Below are 23,165 nucleotides of genomic sequence, written 5' to 3' on the forward strand. Positions count from 1 at the left end.
CTCGCGCTCATGCTCATGGATGTGTTGCCGGAGGTGCTGCCGTGGGCGGCGACGGCCGAGGCCGCCGAGACACCCGCGCTGAGCGTCGGCCTCGCCGTGGAGGACTTCGCGCCCACGCTGTTCGCGTTCGTCGGGTTCCTGCTGCTGGCGCCATCCTGGCTGGGCCGCATCGGCGCCGTGCTGATGGGGGCGGGCGGCGCCGCCAAGTCGACGTGGAAGCTGCTGCACGCCGCCTGGGCCATCGAGGTCCCCTGGCTGGACGACCTGCTCTTCCCGCTGCTCGCCGCCGGTGGCCTGCTGCTGGCGCTGTCCCTGCACGGTTCGCTGCGCTGGTGGCGGTGGCCGCTGCTGATCGCCGGAGCCGCCGCGGGCGGGCTCGCGGTGGCCGAGCGGTCTGTGCAGCCCACGTTCGTGTTCGCGACCGTGATCGTGGTGTGGATCAGCGTGCTCGGCTCGGTGCGGGCGTGGCGGCACGGCACCGCGCTGGCCGCCGGGCTGTTCCCGGTGAGCGTGCTCGCGGTGATGGCGCTGATCCCGCTGCGCGGGCACGCGGCCAGCGACGCGCTGGCGTTCCAGTGGGTCCAGCAGGGCATCAACACCATGGCGCAGGGGGTGTTCTGCCTCGCGGCGTGGCTCACCTACCGGGCGGTACGCGGGCACGGCACCGACTTCGCCCACCGGGCCGACGAGTTCGACGCGCCCGCCTGGCCGCGCCATGACGAGCGGGCCTCCTACGCCGCCCCGTCCTACAGCCGCCGCCCCGACGAGGGCTACTCGGCTCCCCCGCCCCGCCAGCCCGCCCAGCCGGGCCGACGTCGCCGCGACTGACTCCGCCACCGCGCGGCTCCCGCCGGGCCGCCGCGGCTCGCGCCGGGGCATGATCGCCGTCTCGTGTCAAGATCTGCGGTCTGGCCACAGGTTTGGACACGAGACGGCGATCATGCTCTGCCGGACCGCACTTCCCGACACGAACTCGCGATCATCGGTGCCGAAAGCCGGACCGAGAGCGGCTCAGCCCGCGTAACCCAGCTGCTCGGAGATCCGCGCCGCCGCCGCGACCAGCTCGTCGGCGGTCTCGCCCTCGGGCTTGAAGCGGGCGGCGGGGCCGGCCACGCTCAGCACCGCCACCACGTGCCCGTCGTGGTCGAACACGGGCGCCGCGATCGACGCCGCCCCGGCCTGGCGCTCGCCGAGCGAGGTCGCGTACCCGCGCTTGCGGATGGCGGACAGCTCCTTGCGCAGCTTGCCAGGGTCGGTGATGGTCTTGTCGGTCAGCGCCTGCAGCGGGTGGCGCTCCAGGTAGGACTCGACCTCGGCCTCGGGCAGGAACGCCAGGAACGCCTTCGACGAGCCGCCCGCGTGCAGCGGGTACGGGATGCCGAGGGTCACCTCCATGCGCAGCTCCTGGTCCGGCACGACCTGGTCGACGTAGAGGCGGGTGTCGCCGCGGCGCAGGGACAGCGTCGCCGTCTCGCCGGTCTGCTCGGCAAGCGCGCGCAGCTCAGGGGCGGCCATCGCGCGCAGGTCGGTGCGGGCCAGGTAGGCGCGGCCCAGCGCCACGGCGGCGTGGCCGAGCGCGTAACGGCGCGTCACCGGGTCGACGGTGATGAGGTCGCGGCTGCGCAGCGCGGTGAGGATGCGGTGCACCGCGGCCTTGGTCAGGCCGAGTGAGGTGGCGATCTCGGTGACCCCGAGATCGGGCTGACCGCTGCGGCCGAAGTAGAGCAGCACGTCCATCGCACGCTCGACGGCGGCGATGGAGCGGGACTGGCTGTCGTCGTCGGCGGCGGTAGTCGCCTTCGCTGCGGCGCTGGTCGGCACGGGGCCCCTCCTGTCGGCACGGACGCCCGTCAGTGTAGATCGCCGCGCGGCCACGGCGCAGAGGCCGCACGGGCGTTGACACGGCTACCGCCGAGTCGTTACCTTCACGGCAACAGCGTTTCCTTATGCGAAACAAGGGCGGTGCAGAGGTGGACAGCGGGCAGCTGCGGGCCGTGCTCAGCCAGTGGCCGAGCGGCGTCGCCGTGGTCACCACCGTGACGACCGGGCCGGACGGCGCCCGGCGCGTGCACGGCATGACGGCCAGCTCATTCTCCTCCGTCAGCCTCGATCCGCCACTGGTCTCCGTCTGCCTGGGCAATCATCTCCCGACGCACGCGCTGGTGCGCGAGTCGGGGGTGTTCGCGATCAGTTTCCTCGGCAAGGACCAGGCCGACATCGGGCGGCGCTTCGCGGGCATGACCCCGGGCACGACCGACCGCTTCGCCGGCACGGACTGGGTCACCGGCCCCACCGGCAGCCCCATGCTGGCCGAGGCGACCGGGCGGCTGGACTGCGCCGTCGAGCACGCCTACCCCGGCGGCGACCACACGATCTTCGTCGGGCGGGTGCTTGAGGCGGACACGCCCCGGGTCACCGCGCCGCTGCTGTTCCACTCGCGCAGCTGGGGCCAGCTCGCCGACCCGCTCCCGCACGAGATCTCCATGACCGTGCTGGACGGCCGGGAGGCCACCGGCCCGGTGCTGACCGTACGCGACCAGGCCGACCTGGCCCGCGCCCGCGAGCTGGCCGCCGACGGCCCGGTGCGGGTATACGTCGCCGACGCGTTCGCCCCCGAACGGGAGTCCGCGGTGCTGGCCGCGCTCGACGCGCTGGCCGGGCTGCCCGCCGTCGACATCGGCTGCGCCGAGCACAGCGCCGCGTCGCCGCTGCAGGTCCGCCGCGTGCTGCAGGACGCCGTGGTACGCGTACGCCCGGCCGCGCTGCACGTGCGGCTGCTCGCGCACCACGGGCTCGGCCTGGTCAACGCGCTGGTCGCGATGAAGAGCGGCGTGCACCGCTTCGACACCGTGCTCGACCCGGCCTCCGGCGGCCTGCCCGCCCGCGACCTGCTGCTGCTGGCCCGCCAGCTCGGCGTCGCCTGCGCCGACCCCCTCGTACCCGACCTCGCCTGAACATCCACAAGGGAGAGAACTGCCATGGCCGACCGGCTCACCGGCGAACGCCTCGTCGACGACATGACCGCCGCCGAGCGCGAGCGCGCGATGCGGGTCGAGGCGGTGCTGCCCGCGCTGCGGGCCGCCGCCGAGGCCGCCGACGCCGCGGGCGAGTTCCCCGCCGGACACGTGGACCTGCTGCGCGAGGCCGGGCTGCTCGGCCTGGTCGTGCCGGAGGAGCACGGCGGCCTGGGCGGCTCACTGCGCGACCTGGCCGCGGCGACGTACGCGATGGGCACCGCCTGCCCGTCGACGGCGCTGGCCTACTTCTTCCACAACACCAGCGCCTCGCGCGGCCTGCTGCCGCTGGAGGCGATCGACGCCGGGCTGTTCGACGACGCCGACGTGCCGGTGGTGCGCGCGTTCGCGGAGAAGGTGCTGCGGCGCATGGCCGGCGGCACCTGGCTGGCCAACTTCGCCAGCGAGTCGGTCAAGAGCGCGAGCGCGAACATCGCCATCTCCACGACGGCCCGCCGCGCGACCCGCGACGGCGTCGACGGCTGGCTGGTCACCGGTGAGAAGTCGTTCGGCTGCGCCACCGGCGTCGCCGACACGTACCTGGTCACCGCGCGGCTGGACGGCACCGACACGGCCGAGGGCCTGGCGCTGTTCCTGGTGCCGCGCGAGGCCGAGGGCGTCGCGTCCCGCCCGTCCTGGGACGGCCTGGGCATGCGCGGCTCCGCCAACCACGGCGTCACGCTGCGCGACGTGTGGATCCCGGCCGACGAGGCGCTGACCGTGCCGGGCGCGTTCGTGAAGATGCTGCAGTGCAGCCGGGGCAGCTTCGTCGGCAACCAGCTCGCCATCACCGCGGTCTACGTCGGCTGCGCGCAGGGGGTGTACGACGAGACGCTGCAGCGGCTGACCGCCAAGACCTTCGCCGACACCGGCCGGCCTATTGCCGAGTCCCCCATGCACCAGGTGATCATCGGTGACATGACGGAGAACCTGGAGACGGCGTACCTGTGGCTGCGCCGCCAGCTGCTGCTGGAGACGTCCGAGCCGCCGCTCGCCCCGAAGGGCGACGTCTACCGCCAGTGGCGGCTGGCCAAGGGCTCGATCTGCGAGGCCGCGTTCGCGGTCGCGGTGGGCGCGTTCAAGGCGTGCGGCACCTCCGGCGCGACGCTGCACGGCACGATGGGCCGCGCCCTGCGCGACCTGGCGATGGGCCTGGTCATGACGTTCCCGCCGGAGCGCGGCAGGCTGGAGGCCGCCTCGATGGTGACCGCCTCCCGCGCCAACAACCTGTTCGGGAACGTGGCGTCATGAGCGGCGCGGCCTTCGCGACGCCGCCGATCGCCGACCTGGTCGGCGGGGAGTGGGCGCCCTGCACCGCGCAGCTCGGTTTCTCGCTGGAGGATCCGGCGACCGGACGTCCGGTGACCGTGGCGGCCGGGTCGGACCCGCACCGGGTGGAGCAGGCGATCGCCGCGGCCGCCGCGCTGCACGCCGCCGGGACCTGGCAGCGGCTGCCCGCGGCCGAGCGGGCCGACGTGCTCGACGCGGTCGCCACCGAGGTCGAGGCCGCCGCGCCCGAGATCACCGCGCTGGAGGCGTACGCGACCGGGGTGCCGATCCGGCAGACCGGGATGCTGTCGGTGATCCTCGGCGGCGCGTTCCGGCTGGCCGCGATGCAGCTGCGCGAGGGCTGGCTGAGCAGCGCGCTGCCGCGCGAGGACGGCCGCCTGGCGCACGTCGACCGGCTGCCCTGGGGCCCCGCCGCGTGCGTGGTCCCGTGGAACGCGCCCGCCCCGATGGCCGCGCACAAGGCCGCCAACGCGCTGGCCGCGGGCTGCCCCACCATCGTCAAGCCCAGCGAGTACGCCCCCTACGGCACCCAGGCCCTGGCCGCCGCCGTGGCCCGCGCGCTCGCCGCGGCCGGGCTGCCCGGCGGCCTGTTCCAGCTCGTGCACGGCGACGCCAGCACCGGTGCCCGGCTGGTGGGCGACCCGCGCATCCGGGCGGTGTCGTTCACCGGCGGGCTCACCGGCGGCCGGGCCGTCGCCGCCGCCTGCGCGTACGACATCAAGCCGGTGCAGCTCGAACTCGGCGGCAACAACCCGCTGGTCATCCTGCCGGACGCGGACACCGCCGACGCCGCCCGCGCCGCCGCCGACCTGCTCACCACGCTCAACGGGCAGTGGTGCCGGGCGCTGGGCCGCCTCATCGTGCCCGCCGGGCGCGCCGACGAGATCCTGCGGGCGGCCCTCGACCGGCTCGCGACGCTGCACGCCGGATCGCCGCTCGACCCCGACACGGACTACGGCCCGCTGATCCACTCGGGTCACCTGGCCCGGGTCGCCGCGGCCCGCGACGCGCTGGTCACGCACGGCGGCACCGCGCACACCGCGCTGACCGTGCCGGGCGAGGGCAACTTCCTAAGCCCCACGCTGGTAACCGGCGTCTCCCCCGCGCACACGCTGCATGAGATCTTCGGGCCGGTCGCCGCCGTGCACCCGTACACGACCCTCGACGAGGCGGTCGAGCTGGCCAACGGCACCCCGTACGGGCTGGAGGCGTACGTGCAGGGCGCCGACGAGGAGCAGGCGCTGGCCGTGGCCCGGCGGCTCACCGCGGGCGAGGTCAAGGTCAACGGCTCCAGCATCATGAGCCTGCACCTGTTCACCCCGCGCCCGGCCTGGGGCCTGTCCGGCTACTCGGAGGAGGGCACGGCCGAGACGCTGCGCTTCTTCACCAACCCGCGGGTCGTCGGCGTCGAGGGCGGCTTCGCGCTGCACGGCCGCCCGTGACCGCCGCGGCGCTGCGGGCCCTGCTCGCCTCCGACCGGGTCACCCACCTGCCCGGCGTGTACGACCCGCCCACCGCCACCCTGGCGGTGCGGGCCGGGCACCGTGCCGCGCACCTCTCGGGCGCGGCGTGCGCCGCGCTCGACCTGGGCCTGCCCGACCTCGGCTACGTGCACGGCACCCACCTGGCCGAACGTGCCTCGCGTATCGTGCCCGCGCTCGGCGGCGCCCCGCTGCTGGCCGACGCCGACACCGGTTACGGCGACGCGCTGCAGGCCGTGTGGACCGCCCGCCGCTACGCCGCCGCCGGGATCTCCGGCCTGCACCTGGAGGACCAGGTGCAGCCCAAGCGCTGCGGCCACCTGGCCGGCAAGGAGCTGATCGGCGCCGACGCGGCCGCCCGCAAGATCCGCGCGGTGACCGGCGACGGGACCGGCCTGGTCGTGGTCGCCCGCACCGACGCGTACTCCGGCAACGGGCTGGACGACGCGATCGCCCGCGCCCGCGCCTACGCGGCGGCCGGGGCCGACGCGGTGTTCCTGGAAGGCGTGTCCGACCTGGACGAACTCGCCCACGCTCACGCCGCGCTGCCGGGCGTACCTTTGGTCCTCAACCGCTCCGAGGCGGCCGGGTCCGCTCCACACCACACGGCGCGGGCGGACGACTCCGCCACAGGCGGCAACCCAGAAGTTGCCGAGGCAACCCAGGTGTCGCCGACCGCACCGGAGACCATGCCACCCCGCCACGCGGCAGGCGACGACCCAGCAGCAGGCGACCATCGCGCGGCAGCCCACAACTTCTGGGATGTAGGTACATCCCAGAAGTTGTGGCCCACGGACGCGGACCTCGCCGCGGTCGGCGTGCGGCTGGTGCTGCACCCGGTGTCGCCCCTGCTCGCCGCGCTGCGCGCCGCCGCCGACGCCTACGCCGCGATCGCCGCCACCAGTCACGCCACGGGCGTCGACCGGATGGCCTGGTCCGCCTTCACCTCCCTGGTCGGCCAGGACGACGCGCTCGCCCTCGACGCCCGCTACGCCGTCTAGCCCGCGAGGAGAACTCATGACCCACGTCGCCGTCGCCGGTGCCGGGCCGGTCGGGCTGACCGCCGCCCTCGCCCTCGCCCGGCAGGGTGCCCGCGTGACCGTCCTGGAGGCGGGCGAGGGCCTGGCCGCCGAGTCGCGGGCGTCCACGTTCCACCCGCCCACCCTGGAGATACTCGCCGAGCTGGGCGCTGTCGACGAGGTGCTGGCCCGGGGCCTGACCGCGCCGACGTTCGCCTACCGCGACCGCGCCGCCGGACACGTCGCCACCCTCGACCTGGCCGTGCTCGCCGGGGACACCCCGTACCCGTACCGGGTGCAGCTCGAACAGTCCAAACTCACCCCGATCCTGGCCGAGCACCTCGGCCGCCTGGGTGGTCAGATCCGCTTCGGGCAGGCGGTCACCGGGGCGGAGACCACCACCACGGGGGTACGCGTCCACGCGGGTGACACGACCCTCGACGCCGACTGGCTCATCGCCGCCGACGGAGCGCACTCGGCGGTGCGCCGCAGCCTCGGCGCCGAGTTCGCCGGCATCACCTACCCCGAGCGCTTCCTGGTCGCCTCGACCGACGAGGACCTGCACGCGCTGCTCGACGCGCTCGCCGAGGTCAATTACGTGTTCGACCCGGTGGACTGGTCGGTGCTGCTGCGTACGCCCGATCATTGGCGGGTGCTGCTGCCCACCCCGGACGGCTCGCCCGACGAGGCCGAGCTGGCCCGGCTCGGCGCGCGGCTGCGGCAGATCGCCGACCCGGGGCGGCCGTGGCGGGTCGCGCACGCCAGCATCTACCGCGTCCACCAGCGGGTGGCCGTGTCGTTCCAGCACGGCCGGGTGCTGCTGGCCGGGGACGCCGCGCACGTCAACAACCCGCTCGGCGGGCTCGGCATGAACTCCGGCATCCACGACGCCGTCGCGTACGCCGCCGCCCTGGCCGGTCCGGACCCGGAGCAGGCCGTCGCCGCCGCGGCCGCCGACCGCCGCCGGATCGCGCTGGAGTACGTGCAGACCGTCTCCCACCGCAACTACGAGCGCCTCACCGCCACCGACCCCGCCGCCCGCGCCGCCCACCTCGACGAGCTGCGCGCCATCGCCGCCGACCCCGCCCGATCACGGGCGTACCTGCTGCGCGCCTGCATGATCGCGTCGCTGCGCCCGGTGACCGCGTGAGTCCCGTGCCGCTGTCCGGGCCGGCGGCCGCCGACACCGGCGGGCAGGTCGCGCGATACAACCCCGCGCGGGTGTACGAGCTGGTCGGGACCGTGCCCGCCGCCTCACCGGAGCAGGTGGACCGGCTGGTCCGGGCCGCCGACGCCGCGCAGCGCCCGTGGGCCGCGACCCCGGTGCGCGAGCGCGCCGCACTGCTGCGGGCCGCGGCCGATGCCGTCGAGCCCCACCTGCCGACCCTCGCCGAACTGCTGGCCCGCGAGTCCGGCAAGGTGCTGGCGGACTGCCGCGGCGAGATCGGCTTCGCGCTGACGTTCCTGCGCTGGGTCGCCGGCCGGGCGCCCGAGGTGCTCGCCGACACCGAGGTCGACGACACGGCCGGACGCCTGCTGCAAAGGCGCCGCCCGTACGGGGTCGTCGCCGCGATCACCCCCTGGAACGCCCCGATCATCCTGTCCCTGCTGAAGATCGGCCCCGCGCTGGCCACCGGGAACACCGTCGTGGTCAAGCCGTCGCCGCTGGCACCGCTCACCATCGACCGCGTGGTACGCCTGCTCGCCGGGGCGCTGCCCGCGGACGTGCTGCACACCGTGCACGGCGGCACTGAGGCCGGCGCGGCCCTGGTCGGGCACCCGCTGGTGCGCAAGGTCGCGTTCACCGGCGGCGATCGGGCCGCCCGGCACGTCGCCGCGACCGCCGCCACGCAGACCACGCCGACCGTGCTGGAGCTGGGCGGCAACGATCCGGTGCTGCTGCTCGACGACGCCGACCTGTCCCCGGAGCCGATGCGCCGCCTGGTCATGGCGTCGTTCGCGACCAGCGGGCAGGTGTGCATGGCCGCCAAACGGCTCTACCTGCCCGAATCACGGCGTGCGGAGTTCCTCGACGCCTACCTCGACGCGGCGCGGAAGGTGCTGTGCCTGGGCGACCCGCTCGCCGACGGCGTGAGCATGGGCCCGGTCGTCACCGCCGAGGCGGCCGCACGAGTGAACGGGCTGGTCGAGGATGCCGTGGCACGCGGCGGCAGCGCACTGCCCCTGGGCCGCGTCGACCCCGGCACCGACCTGCGTGCCGGTCACTTCGTCACGCCGACGCTGCTGGTGGGCGTACCAGAGGATGCTCCGGTCGTGACGGAGGAACAGTTCGGGCCGACGGTGCCCCTGCTGCTGTACCGCGACGAGTCCGATCTGGTCGCCCGCGCCAACGCGGGCGAGCTCGGGCTCGGCGCATCGGTGTGGTCGGCCGACGAGGAACGTGCGTTCGCCCTGGCCCGCCGCCTGGAGGCAGGCTTCGTCTTCGTCAACACGCACAACCGGACCGGCATGTCGCTGCGCGCCCCGTTCGGCGGCGTGAAGCGCTCCGGCTACGGCCGCGAATACGGCGACGAGGGCATCACCGAGTACACCCAGACCTGCGTGGTACACGCCCCAGCCGCCTTCCGGACCGGTGGCGCCGGTGCGGCGGCCAACGCCTACCCGGCCTGATCCGCTCGCGAAGATCGCTGTTCCGTGTCCAGTAACTATTCAGGTCGGCGTGTCGGTTCCACGTTTGGGCGATCGATGGCGATGATCGTCGGGTGTCGTCTGAGCGGGTTCCGTCGTATGAGCAGTTGGCTGCTCTGGTCGTGGAACAGGCCGCGCTGATCGAGCGGTTGACGGCGCGGGTGGCCGAGCTGGAACGTCGGCTCGGCCTCAACTCGCGTAACTCGTCGAAGCCGCCGTCGTCGGACGGGCAGGCCAAGCCGCCGCCGCGGTCGCTGCGGGAGCGTTCGGGCCGCCGTCCGGGTGGGCAGCCCGGCGCGGACGGGACGACGTTGCGGCAGGTCGCTGTGCCTGACGAGGTGGTCGAGCACCGGCCGGACGCGTGTGGGCGGTGCCGGGCGGGACTGGCGGGAGCCGCGGTGGCCTCGGTCGTGGCGCGGCAGGTCTTCGACGTGCCGCCGATCCGGGTCCGGGTGACCGAGCACCGGATGGTGGCCTGCCGGTGCTCGGGCTGCGGGGCGGTGACCGGTGCGCCGGCTCCGGCCGGGGTGGGCGCGCCGGTGCAGTACGGGCCGGGCATCGCCGCGATCGTGGTGTACCTGGCGGTTCGTCAGCACATCCCGGTGGCGCGGCTGGCCGAGTTGTGCGCCGAGGTGCTGGGCGTGGACGTGTCGACCGGCTGGATCGCCGGTCGGCTGCGCCCGGCCGCCCGGTCGCTTTCCGGGTTCGCCGACCGGGTCCAGGCCGCGCTACGGGCCGCGCCCGTGGCCCACTTCGACGAGTCCGGGGCCAGGGTCGAGGGCCGCAACCGGTGGGTGCACTCGGCCTCGACCCCCACCCTGACCTGGTTCCACCTCGACGACAAGCGCGGCAAGGCCGCGATGGACGCCGCAGCGATCCTGCCCGCCTTCGCCGGTGTGGCCGTGCACGACTGCTGGCCGGCCTACTTCCGCTACACCAGCCTGGAGCACGCGGTCTGCAACGCCCACATCCTGCGGGAGCTGACCGGCTGGCACGAGACCGACCCCGACCGCCAAACCTGGGCCAAAACCACCGCCGACCTGCTACGCGAAGCACACCGGGCTGTCGTGGCCGCCCGCGCAGGCGGACACGACAGCCTCGACACCGCCCGGCTGGCCGACTACGACCGCCGCTGGGGCCAACAGATCGCCGCCGCGTACACGGTCAACCCCCGCCCCGAGCAAGGGCGCGGGGTGCGCATCGTCGCGCTCATCGACCGGCTGCGCACCGCCACCACCGAGATCTGGCGCTTCACCCGCGACTTCACCGTCCCGTTCGACAACAACCAGGCCGAACGCGACATCCGCATGGTCAAACTCCAGATCAAGATCTCCGGGACCTGGCGCACTGTCGACGGCGCCCGCGACTGGCTGACCATCCGCGCCTACATCTCCACCGTCGCCAAGAACGGACTCAACGTCTACCAGGCAATCCGCGACGCCCTCACGGGAAACGCCTGGCTACCGCCACTCCCCACCTGAACAGTTACCGTGTCCAAAAGTGCGCTCAGAGCCCACGTTTCGACACCAAACAGCGATCTTCATCAACTCAAGCCTTGATCTGGGAGGCTAGACCGCGAAGGGCTGGCGCACCTGGGCGCCGAAGGATACTGCGAGGGGCGGCCATGGCAGCGTTCACCAGGTCCGACGACCTGCGGGGGGCGAGGTTCACCGGCGTGGACCTGCGCGGCGCCCGTTTCGTCGAGGCCGACCTGTCCGGCGCGGTGATGCGCGGGGTCGAGGTGCGGCAGGCGGACATCGACGCGCCGTGGCTCGCCCACAGCGGGAGCCTCCTCGTCAACGGCGTCGACGTGATCCCACTGGTCGAGGCCGAGCTGGACCGCCGCTTCCCCGGCCGGGCCGAGCGGCGCGCCGCCGACCCGGCGGGCCTGCGCGCGGCTTGGGCGGCGCTCGAACAGGCCTGGTCGGCCGCGCTCGACCGGGCCGCGGCGATGCCCCCGGGCACGGTGGACGTCTCCGTGGACGGTGAGTGGTCGTTTGCGCAGACGCTGCGGCACCTGGTCCTGGCCACGGACACGTGGCTGCGCCGGGCGATCCTGGCAATCGAGCAGCCCTTCCACCCGATCGGCCAGCTCGACGACGGCGCCGCCGGCAGCGGCCTCGACATGTCGGTCTTCGTGACGGCCGCGCCCTCGTACGCCGAGGTGCTCGATGTCCGGGCGGGCCGCGTCGCCATGGTCCGCGACTTCCTGGCCACCGTCACCCCGGACGAGCTGGCCGTCCCGCGCCGGAACCCGTGGGAGCCGGAGCACCCGGAGACCACCCTGTCCTGCCTGCACGTGATCCTCGAAGAGGAATGGGAGCACCTGCGCTACGCCCTGCGCGACCTCGACGCGATCGAGGCGAAGGCGGCGATCTAGGCTGCGCGCATGGCGAGCGTGCTGATCCTGCCCGGTTTCGAGAACTCCGGCCCGGCCCACTGGCAGAGCCGATGGGAGGCCGAGCACCCGGAGTACCGGCGCGTCGAGCAGGCCGACTGGTTCCGCCCGCAGGTCGGCGACTGGGTCGACACCCTGGCCGCCGCGGTCGCCGCCGCGCCCGAGCCGGTGGTGCTGGTCGCGCACAGCCTGGGCTGCGTGACCGTGGCGCACTGGGTGGCCCGGGGCGGCGACACCGCCCGGGTGCGCGGTGCGCTGCTGGCGGCCCCGGCCGACGTCGACACGGCCGAGGTGCCCGAGCTGGTGAACTTCCGCCCGGTGCCGCTGGTGCCGCTGCCGTTCCCGAGCATCGTCATCGCCGGGGACGACGACCCGTGGGCGGCGCTGCCGCGCTGCCGGATGTTCGCGGCGGCATGGGGTTCGCGGCTGGTCGTCATCCCGGGCGGTGGCCACGTCAACGCCGACTCTGGCCTCGGCTCCTGGCCACAGGGCAAGGAACTGCTCGCCGAGCTGGCCTGACGCTCCCGGCTCACCGGCCGGCGAACGTCACGCCCTGCGGAAGGTGCGGCGGTAGGTGTCCGGGGGCACGCCGACCGCCCGGTGGAAGTGCCGCCGCAGGGTCGTGGCGGTGCCCAGCCCGGCGGCCTCCGCGATGACGTCGATCCCGTCGTCGGTGTTCTCCAGCAGCTCCTGGGCGCGGCGGATGCGCTGCGCGGACAGCCACTGCAGCGGGGTGGTGCCGGTCGCCGACCGGAAGTGCCGGGCCAGGTTGCGGGAGCTCATGTTCGCCTGCCGGGCCAGGTCCTCCACGGTCAGCGGCCGGTCGAGCCGCGCCATCGTCCAGCCGAACAGGTTCGCGAGCGGGTGGTCCTCGCGGGCGGGCACGGGTGTGGTGACGAACTGGGCCTGGCCACCGGCCCGGTGCGGGGGGACGACCAGGCGGCGGGCGACGGCGTTGGCGACGGTCGAGCCGTGGTCCCGGCGGATCAGGTGCAGGCAGAGGTCGATCGCGGCGGCCTTGCCCGCGGAGGACAGCACGTTGCCGTTGTCCACGTAGAGCACGTCGGGGTCGACCTCGACCCGCGGATAGCGGGCGGCGAGCACATCGGTGTGGGCCCAGTGCGTGGTGGTGCGCAGGCCGTCCAGCACCCCGGCGGCGGCCAGCACGAAGGCGCCGGTGCACAGCGAGACGAGCCGCGCGCCCGCGTCGTGGGCGGCGTGTACGGCGTCGACGAGGCCCGGTGGCAGGTCCGCGTCGACGTCCTCGATCGCCGGGATGATCACGGTGTGGGCGTGGACGAGCCGGTCCAGCCCCGAGTCCGGTTCCATGTGGAAGCGTCCGACCTGGACCGGGCCGGGTCCGCAGACCACGAGGTCGTACCAGGGGTCGGCCAGGCCGGAGGGGTCGCGGGTGAAGATCTCGAAGACCGTGGCTAGCTCGAAGTGCAGCATTCCGTCGGTGGCGGCGAGCGCGACAGTGGTCATGTCCGAAAGTGTATGGAGGATGGCGTTCCCGACACTCGCGGGCGGCGTCCGCCCGGTGGAGGATTTCCTCAGTCGATCTCTTCGGGTGGAGGAACAGCAGATGGGTACGGGTCAGACGGTTGCGGTGTTCGGCGCCTACGGGCACACCGGCCGGTTCCTGGTGGCGGAGTTGCGGGCCCGCGGATTCGTCCCGCTGGCGCTCGGGCGCGACGAGAACAGGCTCCGGGAGCTGGCGGCGGGGACGGGCCTCGCCTACCGGGTGGCGTCGGCCGACGACCCGGCCTCGCTCGACGCGGCGCTGGCCGGTGCGGCGGCTGTCGTCAACGCCGCGGGCCCGTTCGCCTCGACCGCGGCTCCGGTGATCGAGGCCGCGCTGCGCGCCGGGGTCCCGTACGTGGACGTGGCGGCCGAGATCGAGGCCAACGCCGACACGTTCGCGCACTTCGGCGACCGCGCCGAGGCGGCCGGGGTGGCGGTGGTCCCGGCGATGGCGTTCTTCGGCGGCCTCGGCGACCTGCTGGTGACGGCGGCGATGGGCGACTGGACCCACGCCGACGAGGCGCACGTCGCGTACGGCCTGAGCAGCTGGCACCCCACGGCGGGGACGCTGTCCTCCGGCACGGTGTCCCGTGACCGCCGCGACGGCAGGCGCGTCCGCTTCACCGGCGGCCGCCTGGAGTACTACGCCGCCGAGGGCGCGCTGCCGACCCTCGACTGGGACTTCCCCGCGCCGCTGGGCCGCCGGCCGGTATTCGGCGAGTTCACGATGGCCGATGTCGTCACCGTGCCCAGCCACCTGCCCATCCCGGAGGTGCGCACGTACATGACCACGGTCGCGGCCACCGACCTGGCCACACCGGGCACCCCGGCACCGGCGGCGGTCGACGCGTCCGGCCGGTCGGCGCAGACGTTCACCGTCGACGTCGTCGTGCGCTCCGGCGGCACGCGGCGGCGCATCGTCGCGCACGGGCAGGACATCTACGCGATCAGCGCACCGCTGGCGGTCGAGGCGGTCCGCCGCCTGCTCGCCGGTGAGGTCAAGGCGACCGGCGTCGCCTCGGCCGGGAAGATCTTCGACGCCTCCGGCTTCCTGAGCGCGCTGTCCGGGCACCTCACCGTCGAGCAGCACGGCGAGTCCCGCGTGCCGCAGTTCGCGTGACCGTGACCCCCGCCGCGGTCAGCCCTTCATCGGGGCGCCGACGGCGGGGTCGCGGTCGTTGGTGAGGAACGTGGTGGCCGGCAGGCCGCCACCGGCGGGCCGGGCCCGCTGCGCGCCCGCCGGGTCGTCCTCGACCAGGGCGTCGGTGCTCCAGCCGGACTGGTTCCAGGAGTTGCCGTCCTGCACGGCGGTCGTGGACAGCCGCGCCTCGCGGGAGTTGCCCAGCGCCAGGTTGCCGCGGAACACCGCGCCGGAGTAGAAGAACGCGAACCCGTCCTTGCCGTTGCGGTACGCGGTGTTGCTGGTCAGCCGCAGCGTGCCCCGGTTGGCGCTCTCGGTGAAGCCGTAGCCGGTGTTGTCCCAGGCGGCGCTGTTGGTGACGACGTGCGCCACGGCGGGGGCCGGGTCGCCACCGCCGAGCCGGAAGCCGTTGCCCGCGCCGGGCACCGCCTTGGCCGGGTCCCGCCAGAGGTCGACGCCGTTGCCGTACGCCCAGCTGCGGTCGATCGTCACCGGGTCGGCGAAGTCGTGCAGGTCCAGCCCGTCGTCGACGTTGCCCCAGAACCGGCACCCGCGCACGGTGTTGCCGCCGCCGGTGCCGTACCTGACCGACAGCCCGTCGGCGTCGCCGCCCGCGTCGCGGTTGCGATAGAAGTCGCCGTCCACCACCTGGTTGTGCTCGGTGCCGGCGTCGCGCAGGGTCAAGCCGGTGCCGCCGTTGTCGTGCACGGACAGCCGCTCGAACACGTTGTGCCGGCAGGCCCCGCACACATACGCGTTGCGCGGCGCGTTGCGGATCTCCAGCCCGCGTACGGTCCAGTAGTCGGCGGTCTGCGTGATGAACCAGCTGTTGGAGCGCAGGTCGGCGGCGTCGAACACCGGCCGCTCCCCCGGCGCGGCGGTCAGCGTGATCCGCTGCTGGGCGGTGCCGTCGGTCTCGATCACGACCGGGTCGACGGCCCGGTAGGTGCCGCCCCGCGCGACGATCGTCTGGCCGGGCCGCGCCACGGAGACGGCCTTGGCCAGGCTCGCGTACGGGCGCGCGGCGCTGCCGTCGCCGTCGTCGCTGCCGTCCGGTGCCAGCTGGACCTCCAGCCGCACCGCGGCGGCGGTCGCCGACGGCGCGACCGACGGGGACGCCGCCGCGCTGCTCGCCGGGACCACCGATGGTGACGGGCTGGGCGGTGCGGCCTCCACCTGCGGTGACGTCTTCCCCGGCAGCAGTACGAGGACGGCGGCGACAGCCGCGGCCGTCCCGGCTGCGGTGCCCGCGGTCAGCGCCGGCTTCGCCCACAACGGCGCCAGCAGGCGCCCCCACCACCCCGCCTGCCCTGCCGCGAGCGCCGCGGCACCCGCGCCCGGGGCGGCCGCGTTCGCCAGCGCGGCGAGCAGTTCGTCGAGCGCCCCGGCGGAGACGGGCACCAACCCGAGTCCGCCGAGGACGGCCTCGGTCGTGACCGGCGGGCGGCTCACCGCCTGGCAGCTCGGGCATTGCTCGATGTGCCGGTGCAGCCGCTTCTGCCAGCGGGGTTCGGCGCTGCCGTCCCAGCCGCGAGCCGCCGCGACGAGATCCTCGCAGCGGGGACGGGCCCGCCACGCGGCGAGCACGGCGCGGGCACGGATGAGGTGGGCGCGCATGCGCTGGATGCGTACCCCCGCGTGGGCGACCGTCAGACCGAGGGCGTCGGCGACCTCGGCGCGGCTGAGCGAGCCCGCGATCTCCTGCCACCACAGCGCCAGGACCCGGCGTTCCTCGGCGTCGAGCCAGCGGCTCGCGGCGAGCACGACCTCGCGCTCGGCGGCCAGCCGCACCCGGGCCAGGGTGTCGTCGGCGAAGTCGGCGTCCGGGTCGGGCAGCTCCGGCACGGTGCGGGCCTGGTCGGTGCGGCGCGCGCGTTCGCGGTCCTGGATCTGGCGGACGGCGATGGCGACCAGCCACGACCGGAAGCGTTCCGGTTCGCGCAGCGACGGCAGCGCCTGCACGGCGCGCAGCATCGTCTCCTGGACCACGTCGTCGACGTCGGGGTGGCCGTGCAGGGCCCGGCCCACGATGTTGTACACGAGCTGCAGGTGCTCGGCGAGCAGCCGGGCCACGGCCTGCCGGTCCCCGGCTCTGGCCGCGACGACGAGCGCGGGGTCCGCGAGCGTGTTCATCGATGCAACTCCTGCCGCGAAACGGTCCACGAACAAGATCTATTGAGGACCGCCGCCATCGTGACACGCCTCCGATCAGGCTGTAAAGACATCGGCGACCGCCATTGCTTCGGCTGGCGTTCAAACAAACCTCGCCGATTTCTGTTACGGCGAGGTGACCGGCCCGTCTACCAGACAGCGACCCCGGCCGTGCCCGCGGCCGGACCGTCGCTACCGCCGGACGACCGGGCCGTCCGGCACCTTCCGTCCCGCGGCGGCGGCGTCCAGGCAGCGCCGCCCCGCAACCCTGTCCCGAAAGGACCAGCGATGCCCAGATCATCCCCGCCGACCGGCGTGCCCGGGCGGGGCCGCTCCCCGTGGCGCCGCCTGCTCTCCGGCGGTGTCGTGCTCGCGGCCACGGCGGCCACCGTCCTGGCCGTCGGCATGTCCACCGCCGAAGCGGCGACCCCGGCCGACGGCGGCGTCTACACCCTGTCCTCGGCCTCCAGCGGCAAGTGCGTGAACGTGGCCGGCGCCTCGGCCGACAACGGCGCGCTGCTGCAGCAGATCGCCTGCAACAGCGCCCTCACCGAGCAGCAGTTCCGCGCCGCCGCCCAGTCCGGCGGCTACAACCTGGTCAACGTCAGGAGCGGCCGCTGCGTCGACGTGCCGAACAGCTCCACCACCTCCGGCACCCAGCTGCAGCAGTGGGGCTGCGGCGACGGCACCAAGACCAACCAGCAGTGGGTCTTCACCCCGTCGTCGGCGGCCGCCGGCAAGTACCTGATCCGCAGCGTCGCCACCAACCTCTGCCTCAGCAACAAGGACGGCTCCACGTCGGGCGGCAACCCGATCGTCCAGGAGACCTGCTCCGACATCGCCCGTCTGCAGTGGGCGTTCAACGCCGTCGGCACCGCCCCGTCCCCCTCCCCGACGTCGGGCCGGACCTGGTCCAACACCGCCGACGGGTTCGCCGCGGGCACCACCGGCGGCGCGGGCGGCACCACCGTCACCGTCACCAACCAGGCCGACCTGGTCCGCTACGCCGCCGCGAGCGAGGCGTACGTCATCCGGGTCAACGCCACGATCACGGTGACGCCGTACGGCATGGAGATCCCGGTCAAGTCGAACAAGACGATCATCGGCGTGGGGAAGAACGGCCGGATCAAGAACGGCGGCTTCTTCCTCGGCGCGGGCACCCGCAACGTCGTCATCCGCAACCTCACCATCGGCGACACGCTGATGGCCGCGGACGACCCCGACGACAAGGACTACGACTACGACGGCATCCAGATGGACACGGCCGACCACATCTGGATCGACCACAACACCATCAGCCGCACTAACGACGGCCTGATCGACAGCCGCAAGGACACCTCGTACCTGACCGTGTCCTGGAACAACCTCGGCAACACCAACAAGGCGTTCGGCATCGGCTGGACCGAGAACGTAACCGCGCGGATGACGGTCCACCACAACTGGATCCACGACACCAACCAGCGCAACCCCAGCACCGACAACGTGGCGTACGCCCACCTGTACAACAACTACCTGCAGAACATCGCGTCGTACGGCAACCTGTCGCGCGGCGCGACGAAGATGGTGCTGGAGAACAGCTACTTCGAGAACGTGGCCAACCCGTACTACCCGGACACCAGCGCCGCGCAGCTGCGGGAGTCGGGCAGCATCCGGGTGAACTGCACCGGCAAGGCGTCGACCAACGGGTCGGCGTTCACTCCGGGCAGCTTCTACTCGTACACCCTCGACCCGGCCGCGAACGTGCCCGCGCTGCTGCGCACGTACACCGGACCGCAGGCCGACATCGGCAACTGACGAACGAGGCGGCCTGCCGTGCGTACCTGGTGACGCACGGCCGGCCGCCTGCGTCAGGGCTGATCTGCGCCGGCTAGGTCGGCGGCCAGTGTCTCGGCCTCCGCCAGGCGGCGGGCGCAACGGCCGGGATGCTGCGCCTCGATCCGGCCGAGCATGTCCACCGCGCGGCGCGCGAAGCCGGCGGCCGGGCCGGGATCGAACGGGCGCAGCGCGTACCCCATGAAGAAGAGCGACGCCGCGAGCCCTTCATTGACCGGCTCGTACACGCCGCGGTCGGTCAGACCCTGCCAGACCGCCAGCGCGTCGGCCGCGGCCTCCCGGCCGTCCTGCCCCGCGTCGGTCAGGGTCAGCGCGAGCGCCCCGTGTGCCCAGCCGGCGCTGCCCTCGACGTACGGCGGGAATTTCGCGTACGCGACACGGCGGGCCAGCTCGACGGTCTCCCGGGCCAGGGCGAGGGCCTCGTCTCCCACACCGGCCCGGCGCAGCGCCATGGCCAGGTTCGCGTGCACGTGCACGCGCTCGACGTCCAGCGACGAGTCCAGCGGATACATCGCGAAGCTCACCACGATGTGGCGCCGCGCCTGCCGGAACCGGTACACGGCGCCCCTGTCGTCACCGAGACCGCTCAGCAGCAGGCCCAGGGTGAGGCTGGGACTGATCGCGTGCCGGGGGTGGCGTTCGGCCAGCTTGTCGGCCGAGTCCGCCGCCTCTGCCGCGTACGGCACCGCCTCGGCGAGCCGGCCCATCAGGTGCAGCTGGTGGGCCATGAGCCGCAGCAGGCTGATGTGCCGCAACCGGTCCGCGCTCGAGATGATGTTGCCACGGGACCGGTCCAGCTCACGGCCGATCAGGTCGATCGCCTCGTCCGGGCGACCCGCGTCATGCAGCGTCTCCGCCCAGTCCGCCATGTCCGACGGCTGCCGGGCGGCGATCGTGCGGCGCCGGACGATGCTGTAGATCCAGAACAGGCCGAGGGCCACCAGGAAGACGATGAAGAACCAGAACGACAGGTCGACGGACATGAGGCAAGATCATAGGTGCCGGACAGCCCGGCCGTGGTCCTCCGTTGCGGCATACTCGCACCGGCCCGCGCGGCCGGAGACGTCCACCGTGAGCTACCGGTCCGGCCGTTCCTGCACCGCGCCGAGCACCGTGGTCGCGATGCGGGCAGCCGCGCCGGGTGGCACCTCAGCGTCCTGAGCCCGAGCCCCGCGGACCAGCAGCCGTAGCTCCTCGCCCAGCGCCGACGCCCGGTCCCAGCCCAGATCCGGAGCCAGCCAGCGCAGCCACTCGACGATACGTCCGATCTCGTGACGCTCCAACCAGGGACGGGCAGGGTCTGGACCGGACAGCAGGCCGATCGCCGTCCGCAGCCGCGCGTGGGGCACGTCGTGACCGTCCAGCACCAGACCCAGCTCCGCCGGCCGGGCCAGGTCACCTGTCTCGGCCGACAGCACCTCGAACAGCACCGGGCCGCCCGCCGGCGGCACCGCCCTGACCTGCGCCCCGCGGTCGATGTCGAGCCCGACGTGCACCCGCGAGGCATGCAGCGGATCGTCGACGCACACGACGACCCGCTGCACACCGGTCTGGTTGATCCGCTGCGCCCAGCGGCCGAGCCGTTCCAGGTCACCGACCCAGATCGTGTGGTCGGCGAGGTCGAGCTGACCGTCGAAGACCGGCTCACCGAGCAGCGGCATGGCGCCCGACCAGATGGCGACGCGCGTCAGCGCGGTCTGGCCGCGCGTCCGGATCACCACGTGCCGGCCGTCGGCGCTCCCGGGCCCGTCGTCCCAGACCAGCTCGGGCCACTCCCCCGAGCCGATGATCACGAACGCGTGGTTGGCGTACACCTCCACCGCTCCCGTCAGCACCAGTCCCTCCTCGGCTCCGGTCCGTGCGGGCCGGCGGTCCGCGACTGCGCAGCATAGGGCGTGGGCGCGACACCGGTTGCCGGCCCACCGATACGCTGTGGGCGTGCGGGAGCGGACTGGCGAGCGTGATCGTGATGGCTGACGCCGACGACGTGCGCCGCCTGGCGCTCGCCCTGCCGGAGGTGGTCGAGATCGACAGCGAGGGCTTCGACTTCCGGGTCGCGAACAAGGGCTTCGTCTGGTCGTATCCGGAGCGCCTGCCGGGCCGCCCCCGGGTCATCCGCGCCGACATCGCCGTGCTCTATGTCGGCGACGAGGCGGAGAAGCAGGCGCTGCTGCTCGGAGAGCCGCAACGCTTCTTCACCACTCCGGCCTACGACGGCCTGCCCCTGGTCATGCTGCGGCTGGCACAGGTCGACGCCGAGCGCCTCGCCGAACTGGTCACCGACGCCTGGCGCATGCGCGCACCCGAAGAACTCGCCGCAGGCTTCGTCGAACCCGCACCACGGGACGTTGGACCGCACTGAACGGCCGGTCACCCTAGGACGGCAGCCAGGCACCGCCGGACGATGCTCGCCACCTCGTGTCCGGACCTGATCCCAACGCCCACCTTCGGACACGAACTCGTGATCACGGCCGGTCCCGCGATCACCGGATCAGCCCTAAGCTGCCACCCGTGACGAACGTGTACGACCTCGCGGCCGGGTTGCCTTCGATCGAGGTGCTGCGGCAGCGCGTCCAGGCGCTCGCCGTCCTGGACCGGATAATCGGCGGCGACTTCCCGTACTACGCGTATACCGGCTGGGGCCAGGACGAGGCCGGGTTGATGAGCGACGGCAGCGGCAACGAGTGGGCGATCGTGTTCAGCGCCGACGGCGCGTTCATCCGCGTGTTCGACCACGAGTCGCCCATGTCCCCGTACCGCGATGCCGACCGCGAGTTGTGGCCCGGCCTGCTCGACGGCCTCCCGGCCCTGTTCGCCGCTCAACTGGACGAACCGGCGTTCGCGGACGAGGAAGGCGGGTTCCTGGCAACCGCGGTGCTGTGGCGGCACGGCACCGACGACCGGTGGCACGCCGGGACGGGCATCGACTTCCCCGGCCCGGACGGCTCGGAGCTGCTGGCGATCCTGCTCGACGACATCGCCGACCGGTACGTCGCGTTCGCCGAGGACTACTACGAGACCGCGATCGACCGGTCGGCGGTCGCGCACGTGGTCGCCCACCAGCCCCTCACCGAGGCCGTGGTCCGCTCCCTGGACTCCCGCGCGTCCTTCGCCGAGCTGCGGGACGACGTCGCCGCGCTCGGCTACCCGGTCGCGGCCGGGTGAGGGCGGTGCGTCGGCTCAGGTCGTCCGAGGTCGCTGAACTTCCGGCGGCCGACGAGGAGGTCTGCGCGGCGACGGTCACGCTCTGGGGCCAGGTCGCCGTGCTGACCCGGGCGCGCTCCGTCGCGGAGACGCCGGTTCCGGGGACCGTCCACCTCGGCGACGGCGACGGGGGCTGGTCGGCGGTCGTGCTGCGCGGCCCGTCGGTCGGCTTCCCGCTCCTGGAGGTGCTGCCCGGTGGTGAGATCCTCGTGGTCGACGCGCGATGCCGGAGGTATCGGGACGGCACGGCCGACGACAACGCGCACGTCTTCGACGCCTCCGGCGCGCACGTGCGGTCGTTCTGCCTGGGGGACGGCATCGAGCAGATCGGCGTGGACGCCGCCGGCTCGATCTGGGTCGCTTACTTCGACGAGGGCGTCTTCGGCAATCTGGGCTGGTCTGACCCGCTCGGCGCGGCGGGGCTGGTGCGCTTCGCCGACGACGGCCGGCGGCTGTGGTCGTTCCAGCCGCCGCCGGGCACGGACATGATCGCCGACTGTTATGCCCTCAACGTCGACGCCCACACCACGTGGTTGTGTTACTACACCGACTTCCCGGTCGTACGGGTCACCGACGGCCGGGCACAGCTGCTCGGCTCGGCCCCCGTGCGGGGAAGCCGTGCGCTGGTGGCGTGCCGCGACGAGGTCGTCCTCGTGGGGAGCTATGACGACCCCTGCCTGCTGACCGGCTGCGAGCTGGCCGCGGACGGACTACGCGAGCAGGGCGCCACGGTGCTCCTCGACCCTGACGGCGCACCACTCAGCCTGTTTCGCGTCGTAGCCACCAGAGGAAGCCGGCTGTACGTGCGCGACGGCCGCCGAATCCTCTGCGCCGACCTCGCCGACCGGTAGCGGTCCGCGCTGGGGCCGGTCAGGTGGCCAGTGCGGCGGCCAGGCGGTCGCCGTCGGGCCACGGGCCGTGGCCGCTGGCGGACTCGATGTGCCCGGCGTCGCCCGCGTCGAACATAGAACTCCGTCACCGCCACCACCGGCCCCGCGGACCACGCGATGATCGCGAGTTCGTGTCGAAACCTATGGCCAGACCTCAGGTTTCGACACGAACTCGCGATCATGGGGCGAGGGGCGGTGCAGCGCGAGCGTGGCGCGGTGCGAGGGGCGGGCGGCCGGGGCGGGTCAGGTGGTGTAGTCGACGACGACGCGGGCGGCGAGGCGGGGGCGGAGCCACTGGGCGATCTCCAGGTGGGCCGGGTGCTTCTGGTATCCGGCCAGGCCCTCGGCGTCGGCGTGGGTGCTGACCATGCACAGGTGCGCCGAGACGGGAGTGTGCAGCTCATCGAGGTGCACACGCAAGCTGAGAATCTCCGGAACGTCACCGACCAGGCCTTCCAAAAGATCCTTAGCCTTGGCAGCATCGGCTGCGTCGGTGAACGTCATCAGCACTACGTGAGAAAGCATCACGACCCCTCTGGTCGACCCCTGTTGCGAACGCTCCGGCGAGTGT

General features: G+C 73.5%; 22 protein-coding genes. 15 read left to right on the forward strand and 7 right to left on the reverse strand.

What is annotated here, in order from left to right; genetic code table 11:
- Positions 1 to 9: 9 nt before the first annotated feature.
- Positions 10 to 828, forward strand: coding sequence for a hypothetical protein (locus CS0771_RS31085; protein WP_212844317.1), 819 nt, complete (start codon positions 10 to 12; stop codon positions 826 to 828).
- Positions 829 to 1,011: 183 nt separating this feature from the next.
- Here CS0771_RS31085 and CS0771_RS31090 read toward each other — a convergent pair whose 3' ends face one another.
- Positions 1,012 to 1,821, reverse strand: coding sequence for an IclR family transcriptional regulator (locus tag CS0771_RS31090; protein WP_244871138.1), 810 nt, complete (start codon positions 1,819 to 1,821; stop codon positions 1,012 to 1,014).
- A gap of 125 nt (positions 1,822 to 1,946) precedes the next feature.
- On the opposite strand from CS0771_RS31090, the gene CS0771_RS31095 reads away from it, so the two are divergent.
- The 9 genes from CS0771_RS31095 (at position 1,947) to CS0771_RS31135 (ending at position 12,370) form a co-directional block, all read left to right on the forward strand.
- Positions 1,947 to 2,954, forward strand: a complete 1,008-nt coding sequence (locus CS0771_RS31095; RefSeq protein WP_212844318.1) for a flavin reductase — start codon at positions 1,947 to 1,949, stop codon at positions 2,952 to 2,954.
- A 24-nt stretch (positions 2,955 to 2,978) separates the two neighbouring features.
- Positions 2,979 to 4,265 carry an acyl-CoA dehydrogenase gene (locus CS0771_RS31100; protein ID WP_212844319.1) on the forward strand — a complete coding sequence of 429 codons (1,287 nt, stop codon included), beginning with the start codon at positions 2,979 to 2,981 and terminating at the stop codon, positions 4,263 to 4,265.
- Complete coding sequence (locus CS0771_RS31105) at positions 4,262 to 5,746, forward strand: aldehyde dehydrogenase (protein WP_244871139.1); 1,485 nt, start codon at positions 4,262 to 4,264, stop codon at positions 5,744 to 5,746. Before CS0771_RS31100 ends, CS0771_RS31105 begins: the two co-directional genes overlap by 4 nt.
- Positions 5,743 to 6,786: an oxaloacetate decarboxylase gene (locus tag CS0771_RS31110; RefSeq protein ID WP_212844320.1), complete on the forward strand. Its 1,044-nt coding sequence runs from the start codon at positions 5,743 to 5,745 to the stop codon at positions 6,784 to 6,786. The genes CS0771_RS31105 and CS0771_RS31110 overlap by 4 nt, the downstream gene beginning before the upstream one ends.
- A 16-nt stretch (positions 6,787 to 6,802) precedes the next feature.
- Positions 6,803 to 7,954: an NAD(P)/FAD-dependent oxidoreductase gene (locus CS0771_RS31115; protein WP_212844321.1), complete on the forward strand. Its 1,152-nt coding sequence runs from the start codon at positions 6,803 to 6,805 to the stop codon at positions 7,952 to 7,954.
- Positions 7,951 to 9,435 carry an aldehyde dehydrogenase family protein gene (locus tag CS0771_RS31120; RefSeq protein WP_244871140.1) on the forward strand — a complete coding sequence of 495 codons (1,485 nt, stop codon included), beginning with the start codon at positions 7,951 to 7,953 and terminating at the stop codon, positions 9,433 to 9,435. Before CS0771_RS31115 ends, CS0771_RS31120 begins: the two co-directional genes overlap by 4 nt.
- A 92-nt stretch (positions 9,436 to 9,527) precedes the next feature.
- A complete protein-coding gene (locus tag CS0771_RS31125; protein WP_212844322.1) occupies positions 9,528 to 10,934 on the forward strand; it encodes an IS66 family transposase in 1,407 nt (468 codons plus the stop codon).
- 143 nt (positions 10,935 to 11,077) lie between these two features.
- Entirely contained in the window at positions 11,078 to 11,833 is a 756-nt protein-coding gene (locus CS0771_RS31130) for a DinB family protein (RefSeq protein ID WP_244871141.1), read from the forward strand.
- Between the two features lie 9 nt (positions 11,834 to 11,842).
- Complete coding sequence (locus tag CS0771_RS31135; RefSeq protein ID WP_212844323.1) at positions 11,843 to 12,370, forward strand: alpha/beta hydrolase; 528 nt, start codon at positions 11,843 to 11,845, stop codon at positions 12,368 to 12,370.
- A 27-nt stretch (positions 12,371 to 12,397) separates the two neighbouring features.
- Here the strand turns inward: CS0771_RS31135 and CS0771_RS31140 are convergent, their stop codons facing one another.
- Positions 12,398 to 13,336 carry a helix-turn-helix domain-containing protein gene (locus CS0771_RS31140; RefSeq protein WP_212844324.1) on the reverse strand — a complete coding sequence of 313 codons (939 nt, stop codon included), beginning with the start codon at positions 13,334 to 13,336 and terminating at the stop codon, positions 12,398 to 12,400.
- A 100-nt stretch (positions 13,337 to 13,436) separates the two neighbouring features.
- Here CS0771_RS31140 and CS0771_RS31145 point away from each other — a divergent pair, with 100 nt between their 5' ends.
- The gene (locus CS0771_RS31145) at positions 13,437 to 14,495 is read left to right on the forward strand and encodes a saccharopine dehydrogenase NADP-binding domain-containing protein (protein WP_212844325.1); all 1,059 of its coding nucleotides are present in this window, start codon (positions 13,437 to 13,439) and stop codon (positions 14,493 to 14,495) included.
- A gap of 18 nt (positions 14,496 to 14,513) precedes the next feature.
- Here the strand turns inward: CS0771_RS31145 and CS0771_RS31150 are convergent, their stop codons facing one another.
- Positions 14,514 to 16,649 carry a sigma-70 family RNA polymerase sigma factor gene (locus tag CS0771_RS31150; protein ID WP_212844326.1) on the reverse strand — a complete coding sequence of 712 codons (2,136 nt, stop codon included), beginning with the start codon at positions 16,647 to 16,649 and terminating at the stop codon, positions 14,514 to 14,516.
- Between the two features lie 306 nt (positions 16,650 to 16,955).
- Here CS0771_RS31150 and CS0771_RS31155 point away from each other — a divergent pair, with 306 nt between their 5' ends.
- A complete protein-coding gene (locus CS0771_RS31155; protein ID WP_244871142.1) occupies positions 16,956 to 18,461 on the forward strand; it encodes an RICIN domain-containing protein in 1,506 nt (501 codons plus the stop codon).
- A 53-nt stretch (positions 18,462 to 18,514) separates the two neighbouring features.
- Here CS0771_RS31155 and CS0771_RS31160 read toward each other — a convergent pair whose 3' ends face one another.
- Together CS0771_RS31160 and CS0771_RS31165 are read right to left on the reverse strand one after the other, a co-directional pair.
- Positions 18,515 to 19,483: a hypothetical protein gene (locus CS0771_RS31160; protein WP_212844327.1), complete on the reverse strand. Its 969-nt coding sequence runs from the start codon at positions 19,481 to 19,483 to the stop codon at positions 18,515 to 18,517.
- Between the two features lie 93 nt (positions 19,484 to 19,576).
- Positions 19,577 to 20,335, reverse strand: coding sequence for a hypothetical protein (locus CS0771_RS31165; protein WP_212844328.1), 759 nt, complete (start codon positions 20,333 to 20,335; stop codon positions 19,577 to 19,579).
- Between the two features lie 134 nt (positions 20,336 to 20,469).
- On the opposite strand from CS0771_RS31165, the gene CS0771_RS31170 reads away from it, so the two are divergent.
- From CS0771_RS31170 to CS0771_RS31180, 3 genes are all read left to right on the forward strand, one after another.
- Positions 20,470 to 20,862, forward strand: a complete 393-nt coding sequence (locus tag CS0771_RS31170; protein ID WP_212844329.1) for an MmcQ/YjbR family DNA-binding protein — start codon at positions 20,470 to 20,472, stop codon at positions 20,860 to 20,862.
- 149 nt (positions 20,863 to 21,011) lie between these two features.
- Positions 21,012 to 21,665: a hypothetical protein gene (locus tag CS0771_RS31175; RefSeq protein WP_244871143.1), complete on the forward strand. Its 654-nt coding sequence runs from the start codon at positions 21,012 to 21,014 to the stop codon at positions 21,663 to 21,665.
- Positions 21,666 to 21,670: 5 nt separating this feature from the next.
- Positions 21,671 to 22,555 carry a hypothetical protein gene (locus CS0771_RS31180; protein WP_212844330.1) on the forward strand — a complete coding sequence of 295 codons (885 nt, stop codon included), beginning with the start codon at positions 21,671 to 21,673 and terminating at the stop codon, positions 22,553 to 22,555.
- A 19-nt stretch (positions 22,556 to 22,574) separates the two neighbouring features.
- Here CS0771_RS31180 and CS0771_RS31185 read toward each other — a convergent pair whose 3' ends face one another.
- A complete protein-coding gene (locus CS0771_RS31185; protein ID WP_212844331.1) occupies positions 22,575 to 22,670 on the reverse strand; it encodes an alpha/beta hydrolase in 96 nt (31 codons plus the stop codon).
- Between the two features lie 167 nt (positions 22,671 to 22,837).
- Complete coding sequence (locus CS0771_RS31190) at positions 22,838 to 23,119, reverse strand: Dabb family protein (RefSeq protein WP_256442854.1); 282 nt, start codon at positions 23,117 to 23,119, stop codon at positions 22,838 to 22,840.
- Positions 23,120 to 23,165 lie beyond the last annotated feature (46 nt).

Origin of the sequence: Catellatospora sp. IY07-71 (genome assembly GCF_018326265.1) — a bacterium.
Classification (GTDB): Bacteria; Actinomycetota; Actinomycetes; order Mycobacteriales; family Micromonosporaceae; genus Catellatospora.

What these genes read in the sequence shown, in the direction of transcription:
- CS0771_RS31160 (WP_212844327.1), bottom strand. Translation starts at nt 19,483, where the DNA reads ATGTCCGTCGACCTGTCGTTCTGGTTCTTCATCGTCTTCCTGGTGGCC.
- CS0771_RS31100 (WP_212844319.1), top strand. Translation starts at nt 2,979, where the DNA reads ATGGCCGACCGGCTCACCGGCGAACGCCTCGTCGACGACATGACCGCC.
- CS0771_RS31150 (WP_212844326.1), bottom strand. Translation starts at nt 16,649, where the DNA reads ATGAACACGCTCGCGGACCCCGCGCTCGTCGTCGCGGCCAGAGCCGGG.
- CS0771_RS31190 (WP_256442854.1), bottom strand. Translation starts at nt 23,119, where the DNA reads ATGCTTTCTCACGTAGTGCTGATGACGTTCACCGACGCAGCCGATGCT.
- CS0771_RS31115 (WP_212844321.1), top strand. Translation starts at nt 6,803, where the DNA reads ATGACCCACGTCGCCGTCGCCGGTGCCGGGCCGGTCGGGCTGACCGCC.
- CS0771_RS31145 (WP_212844325.1), top strand. Translation starts at nt 13,437, where the DNA reads ATGGGTACGGGTCAGACGGTTGCGGTGTTCGGCGCCTACGGGCACACC.
- CS0771_RS31155 (WP_244871142.1), top strand. Translation starts at nt 16,956, where the DNA reads ATGCCCAGATCATCCCCGCCGACCGGCGTGCCCGGGCGGGGCCGCTCC.
- CS0771_RS31170 (WP_212844329.1), top strand. Translation starts at nt 20,470, where the DNA reads ATGGCTGACGCCGACGACGTGCGCCGCCTGGCGCTCGCCCTGCCGGAG.
- CS0771_RS31130 (WP_244871141.1), top strand. Translation starts at nt 11,078, where the DNA reads ATGGCAGCGTTCACCAGGTCCGACGACCTGCGGGGGGCGAGGTTCACC.
- CS0771_RS31140 (WP_212844324.1), bottom strand. Translation starts at nt 13,336, where the DNA reads ATGACCACTGTCGCGCTCGCCGCCACCGACGGAATGCTGCACTTCGAG.
- CS0771_RS31185 (WP_212844331.1), bottom strand. Translation starts at nt 22,670, where the DNA reads ATGTTCGACGCGGGCGACGCCGGGCACATCGAGTCCGCCAGCGGCCAC.
- CS0771_RS31135 (WP_212844323.1), top strand. Translation starts at nt 11,843, where the DNA reads ATGGCGAGCGTGCTGATCCTGCCCGGTTTCGAGAACTCCGGCCCGGCC.
- CS0771_RS31085 (WP_212844317.1), top strand. Translation starts at nt 10, where the DNA reads ATGCTCATGGATGTGTTGCCGGAGGTGCTGCCGTGGGCGGCGACGGCC.
- CS0771_RS31105 (WP_244871139.1), top strand. Translation starts at nt 4,262, where the DNA reads ATGAGCGGCGCGGCCTTCGCGACGCCGCCGATCGCCGACCTGGTCGGC.
- CS0771_RS31095 (WP_212844318.1), top strand. Translation starts at nt 1,947, where the DNA reads ATGCGAAACAAGGGCGGTGCAGAGGTGGACAGCGGGCAGCTGCGGGCC.